This is a genomic window from Bartonella sp. AP58NXGY (assembly GCF_042195785.1).
GTDB lineage: Bacteria > Pseudomonadota > Alphaproteobacteria > Rhizobiales > Rhizobiaceae > Bartonella.
Map to the genome: position 1 here is coordinate 186,305 of NZ_JBHIOY010000002.1, position 6,009 is coordinate 192,313.

The following is a 6,009-nucleotide window of genomic DNA, read 5'->3' on the forward strand; positions in this document are numbered from 1 at the left end:
GTACATTCTGTGTCCCATACTTCTTTTTCTCTTGTGAGAAAGGATTTTTGCAAGGGGAAAGGGTTTGTTTGTGGGGATGGAGAGCGTTGTTGTTGGTTTTGAGACCCATTCCCATGGGGTGGTTTGTTGATAGCGTCTTATTGGCGCGGGCGCGGTGTTGGTGTGATGCACACGGGGTCATGGGCATTGTGTTGGCGGTTGTGTTAGCGGTGGCATGACACGGGTGAGGTTGGAGGGGTGACATGTATGGTATGGTGAGTGGAACTCTTAGAAGGGCACTGTTGGCGCGGCAGGGATTAAGAGAGGTGTACAATTATTTGTGTTGGCATTGGTTGTGATTGCGGTTGTGTTGGCAGTGGTTGTGAGGAGTGAGAGATGGAGAGAACGGATGGTGTGTGATTGTGGGGATAGAGAGCGGCTGTTCGCGGTGGTTTGAGAGCATGGCATTGATGTAGAGGCGTTTGAGAGAAAGCGATACTCTTAGAAAAATTCTATAGGAGGAGACCTATGCTTTCACTTAAATCTCTAAAACCATAAAATATTTCATGTATCTAGCATTCTGCCTCTTCAAGGAGGGATTATAGCTAAGAAGAGCTTTGGATTTTTGATTATAGTTTTAAGAGGACCTCCTTTTATAAAATAACACCGTTTTATCGTTTGTCTTTAAGAGCTTATGTTGCTTGCGGTGTGCGTCTTTCTCTCTTTCAAACGGAAAAGCTGACAAAATTTAACCCTTGCCGTAAAATAGTGTCACTTCATTCTTTATGAATATGAAATGTCTTTATGGCTATGGAATGTGGCGATGAAAAAAGTCTCAATTACATCATTATAGATTTGTATTCATGAATCCTTTTTTTATGTTGTGAAACAGAAACAGCTTTTCCATCTGCTGTCTCTAAATTTTTTTCAAATCTCTCGGTTAAAGTTTCACCTTTTTTGTTGACTTTTTCATGTTCAGCATCCGGATTAGATTTTATATATTGTTCAAGACGTCTTCTCCCTTGTGCATGTTTATAAAAAGAGGTTGTAAGATATGTATCCAACTTTTCAGGAGATAAAGATGCGTTTGGTTCACATAAGACACCCTTAACGTTATCCTTGTGCAGTCTTTCTAATTTTTCAGATTCAAGATGAAGCTTTTTGGCAAGGTTTAAGCTGAACATCCCACATTCAGAAAAGCTTCGCTGAATATCCATTTCGGCCATGGTAAAAGAATAGGGAGGCAGTTGAAGACATTCAAGGGTTTGATTGATTTTTATCCCTAGTTTGCAAGCCGTGATATTCTGAAAGGTTGTAGGTTCAAGCATAATCAAAGAGATTTTGTCATCAACTTTTTGATAGTCAAGGACTGCAAAGTGGATTTTGTTTTTCGAATTTACTATAAATCGGGCAGATTTTGCATCGCTCTCAACGACTTCTTTTAGTGCGTGCGAAAACTCTTCTGCTGTAAGAGCTAATTTGAGATTCATTTCTGGATATTTGCTGTTTGCTTTTTCTACGAGAGCAGGCATCAATCTAATATCTGTGTTTTCATAATAAGAGTTAATCCAACGGCTGGTGATAAGATCACTTTCTAAGCCTGTAATAATATCTTTTAATTCTTCTGAATTCGGTGCAACATGTTCTTCTTCTGTTTGGACCGAACTTTGCATTAAACGTGCAATAAGGTCTTCTAAAGATTCATTTGTGCTGGCTCCTTGGGGTGCGCTTGCTCCTTCTTGTGTTTGGGATGAATGAGGGAGGGGTGAAACTTGTGGCTTCATACTATGAACTTTCATATTGATAATTTGATAATCGATAAATGGTTATTTTCTTCAATTCTGGCTAAAAAATGTTTTGAAAGAGAGAAAAGCAAAAGCGGTGAGAGCCTATTCTAGGGCTTAAAAAATTACATAAAAAACGGGGCGGATCAGTTCCTGAGATGCAACAAAGTCCGAGAGTGTTTTCTATTTTCAAGGTTTTAAAATACGAGCTTTAAGTATGCTCCTTTTGATAGAATAACACTGTTTTATCGTTTGTCTTTAAGAGCTTCCGTTGCTTGCGGTGTATGTTTTTCTCTCTTTCAAACGGAAAAGCCTACAAAGTTCATTCCTCACCATAAAGCAGTATCGCTTCATTCTTTATGGATATGGAATACAGCGATGGAAAAAATCTTCATTACAGCATCAGAGATTTGTATTCCGTTGCTCTTTTTCTATGTTGTGAAACAGAAACAGTTTTTGTCTCTGTTGTCACTAAATTTCTCTCAAATCTTTCGGTTAGGGTTTCACCTTTTTTGTTTACTTTTTCATGTTCAGCATCCGGATTGGCTTGTAAATATTCCCTAAGACGTCTTCTTCCTTGTAAGTGTTTGTATAAACGAGGTGGAATATACGGATCTAATTTTTCAGCCGGTAAAGGCGTGTTTGGTTCACATAATATGCCCTTAATATTATCTTTATGCAGTCTTTCTAATTTTTGAGATTCAAGATAAAGTTTTTTGGCAAGGCTTAAGCTGAACATCCCACATTCAGAGGAGCTTCGTTGAATATCCATTTCTACCATGGCAAAATGAATATTCGGAAATTGGTAATGTTCAAGGGATTGTCGCGTCCTTAATGCAAGTAATGCGGGAAGCGTGTCACGCAGTAAGGTTGGTTCAAAAAAGATCAAAGATGTTTTATTATCAATGGTTTGATGATCGACAACCGCAAAATGGATGCCCCTATCTTGCGCATTAACAATAAATCTGGAAGATGTTATACCGCGCTCGAAAGTGTCTTTGAGTGCAAGGGCAAAGCCGTCAGGGGGGCTTGTAAGTTTGAGATTCATTTCTGGATATTTACGATTTGCTTGATCGACCAAGGCTGGCATCATGTACAGATCTAAAATATCATAATAATTTTTGATCCAACTGCCATCGGTATTATGCTTTTCTAAACCGGCAATAATGCCTTTTAATTCCGCACGATTAAAAGGGGTGTTTTTTATTTTTTCTATGTGTAGTCGTTTTAAATCTGCAGTAAGATTTTCGAGTGATGCATCTGCACGCGCATCCTCTGGTGCGCTTGCGCCTTCAGGTGTTGGGGGTGTTTGGGATGAATCAGGGAGGGGTGAATCTTGTGGCTTCATACTATGAACCTCCATATTGATAATCAGTAAATGATTATTTTCTTCAATTCTGGCTAAACAATGTTTGGCTGGCCATGTTTGGGAGAGAGCCTTTGTTCCTTGAAAGGTGCGGGCGATGAGAGCATATTGTTGACTTCTTCATAAAAAGGCTTAATTGAGAGATTTTTTAATTTCAAAAATCCGTGTGTTTTTTCTTCCTTTAAAAGCTGTAAAAACGGTAAGACGTTTGGATGCATTGGCAACGTTATCTTGATATTTTACGTTACTTTTATTGCGTGTATTGCTCTTGCATGCCTCATCTCAATGAAAAGACAACAGCCTATTTTCAACAGTTCTCTACGTGAAAAACTAAAATGCCCCCCCTACAACAGGTGCTTGTTGTGTAAATACCTATTTTTAGAATAGCTCTTTTTAGGAAGCGTCTTTTGAGTTTTTTCTTAAAGAGAAATATGATTCATCATCTGTTGTAAAATTATCCTACCATGTCTTTTATCCGTCATGAGTCAAGGAGATCTGTATGGATAAAACGGATCAAGAACGAACTAAAAATATCACTCATGCTCCTTTCAAGTGTTAAGAGTTATCACAACTTTGGGGGCAAAGTGTATGATGGGGGTGGGTTGTTCCAACCAAGGGGTGATAGAGGAACGTTGGGGGCATGAAGAGGGGCAAATATTTATCCCGCCCATGCCGTTGAAATAGTGTTCTTTGAGGCAGGGGTGGTATAAAGCAAGTCTCTTGGTTTAAGTGTTTTTTATGCGGGGTGGATATGGTTGGGTTTGTTTGGATCGCTTTAAGTTTTTGGTCAATGACATGTAATGGGAGGCTAAGTGACTCTCAAGTGTACCCTGCTAAGAACAATTGTTTTTTTACAAATTGATGGGGGTGGAATCTTCATCCTTTAAGGTGTGGAAAGCAGGAAAAAATGTGCCATGTGTCAACAAAAACAGCTGTATTTATCTTATTTTTGTTCGTGTATTGCTCATCCTTTTTGTGATGTGTTGCATAGGTGTTTTATTGGGGAAGCGTTTTATGCATACTGTTTGGCTTGAATATCTCAAAATCATTTGGTTGATTGGTGATGCAAAAGAAATATAGTCAGAAAAAGACGAAATACATTTTCAAACAATATATTTTGAAATAGTGTTGAAAAATACAACTCTTTTACCCCAGCATAAATATTTTATACCACCCTAAAGATTTGATAATGAAATCTAGACGCAAAAAAACCCACACCGCACCCATTATTAAATACGATTTTTCATATTTTGTCAACAGAAAAACGATTATTGTTCCTTTTTTATCGCGGAAACAAATCTACAGAAAAAGCTCATTTATTGGTTGTGCAGCAAGATATGTTGTCTTCATTGACCCTTTTTTTATGTAGCAAAGAACATGTTTTCTCATGAGAAAGGGGAGATGGTGAAAGCTTGTTGATGGCGATGTTTGTGGGGGATGGATGGTTGATGATGTCTTTTTGGCACGGGTGGTGGTGGGCACGGTTATTGCCATTGTGTTGGCGGTGTGATGAGAGAAAGACTTGTGTAGTTGGTTTTGGGGGTGGTGGTTAGGAGAGGGGTTACTCTTAGAGTGGTTTCTTGTATGGTTGTTCATGGAGATAAAGATCGGTTTTTGCGCGTAAGGTATTATGTTTTTATTTTGTAAAAAAAGCAGCGTGTTGTTTTTAATAACAAGATATTGATTTACAATCATAAATCTATCATTATCATCTGGAATGACAGGTTAAATGATAGCCTCAATTATCGTAGGATGTTATCATTTAAAACCTATGGAGAATCATCTCATGCCATGTCTCTTTTTTGCTATGAATCAAGAAGAGCTATCTGGATAAAACGGACCAAGAAAGAACTAAAAATGCTCCTCGTGAATCCTCTCGAATGTTAAGAGTTGTCGCAACTTTGGGGGCAAAGTTGCATGATGGGGGTGGGTTGTTCCAACAGGGGGCGATAGGGGAATGTTAAGAGCGGAAGAGGGGCAATATTTATCCGTCCATGCCGTTGAAATAGCATCTTTTGAGGCAGGGTGACGTAAGTGAGGAGGGGTATAATATAAGGCAAGTCTTCTGTGACACGTGTAAGTGTTTTTTATGCGGGGTGGATATTGTTGGGTTTGTTTGGATCGCTTTAAGTTTTTTTGTCAATGATATGTAATAGGATGCTCAGTGACTCTCAAGTGCAACTTGCCAATCCGTTATGAGTCAAAGAGAGCTATCTGGATAAAACGGACTAAGAAAGAACTAAAAATGCCACTCATGCTCTTCTCAAGTGTTAAGGGTTGTCGCAACTTTGGGGGCAAAGTTGCATGATGGGGTTGGGTTGTTCCAACAGGGGGCGATAGGGGAATGTTAAGAGCGGAAGAGGGGCAATATTTATCCCGCCCATGCCGTTGAAATAGTATCTTTTGAGGCAGGGTGACGTAAGTGAGGAGGGGTATAATATAAGAGAAGTCTTCTGTGACACGTTTAAGTGTTTTTTATGCGGGGTGGATATTTTTAAACTTGTTTGTCGTGCACATTACATCCTTGAAACCCATGAAGAGGCAAGCCTTGTGGATATCAAGTGCTCCCTTCCAAGAGAGGGGCTTTACAGTTCCACGTTTTTACGCTTTTACAAATATACAGAAAACAGCAGACTTTCGATAACATCATCGTAAAAGCCTATTGCGTGATATCAACCTTAACACCAACGTAATTCGCTCCCTTTTTACTCAATCAGCCCTTTCACACCCCTGCTTTTCTTGAAAAAGAACATCGCCCTTGCGTGTCATTTTTGCAAAAGAACGTGTTTACAAAGGGGTAGTTCTTTACAGTTCCACGTTTTTACGCTTTTACAAATATACAGAAAACAGCAGACTTTCGATAACATCATCGTAAAAGCC

General features: G+C 39.1%; 5 protein-coding genes. 3 read left to right on the forward strand and 2 right to left on the reverse strand.

Annotated elements, in window-relative coordinates; translation table 11 throughout:
- Positions 1-92: 92 nt before the first annotated feature.
- Positions 93-218: a hypothetical protein gene (locus ACFINC_RS02160; protein ID WP_375615888.1), complete on the forward strand. Its 126-nt coding sequence runs from the start codon at positions 93-95 to the stop codon at positions 216-218.
- Positions 219-818: 600 nt separating this feature from the next.
- On the opposite strand, the gene ACFINC_RS02165 is transcribed toward ACFINC_RS02160, so the two are convergent.
- Together ACFINC_RS02165 and ACFINC_RS02170 are read right to left on the reverse strand one after the other, a co-directional pair.
- Positions 819-1,763 carry a YopJ/AvrA family T3SS effector serine/threonine acetyltransferase gene (locus ACFINC_RS02165; RefSeq protein WP_375615889.1) on the reverse strand — a complete coding sequence of 315 codons (945 nt, stop codon included), beginning with the start codon at positions 1,761-1,763 and terminating at the stop codon, positions 819-821.
- Positions 1,764-2,157: 394 nt separating this feature from the next.
- Positions 2,158-3,111, reverse strand: a complete 954-nt coding sequence (locus ACFINC_RS02170; protein WP_375615890.1) for a YopJ/AvrA family T3SS effector serine/threonine acetyltransferase — start codon at positions 3,109-3,111, stop codon at positions 2,158-2,160.
- An 885-nt stretch (positions 3,112-3,996) separates the two neighbouring features.
- On the opposite strand from ACFINC_RS02170, the gene ACFINC_RS02175 reads away from it, so the two are divergent.
- Together ACFINC_RS02175 and ACFINC_RS02180 are read left to right on the forward strand one after the other, a co-directional pair.
- Positions 3,997-4,209, forward strand: a complete 213-nt coding sequence (locus ACFINC_RS02175) for a hypothetical protein (RefSeq protein WP_375615891.1) — start codon at positions 3,997-3,999, stop codon at positions 4,207-4,209.
- A gap of 338 nt (positions 4,210-4,547) precedes the next feature.
- A complete protein-coding gene (locus ACFINC_RS02180; protein ID WP_375615892.1) occupies positions 4,548-4,682 on the forward strand; it encodes a hypothetical protein in 135 nt (44 codons plus the stop codon).
- Positions 4,683-6,009: the final 1,327 nt, after the last annotated feature.

Coding starts and splice junctions, on each gene's coding strand:
- ACFINC_RS02165 (WP_375615889.1), bottom strand. CDS start 1,763: ATGAAGCCACAAGTTTCACCCCTCCCTCATTCATCCCAAACACAAGAA.
- ACFINC_RS02170 (WP_375615890.1), bottom strand. CDS start 3,111: ATGAAGCCACAAGATTCACCCCTCCCTGATTCATCCCAAACACCCCCA.
- ACFINC_RS02180 (WP_375615892.1), top strand. CDS start 4,548: ATGGCGATGTTTGTGGGGGATGGATGGTTGATGATGTCTTTTTGGCAC.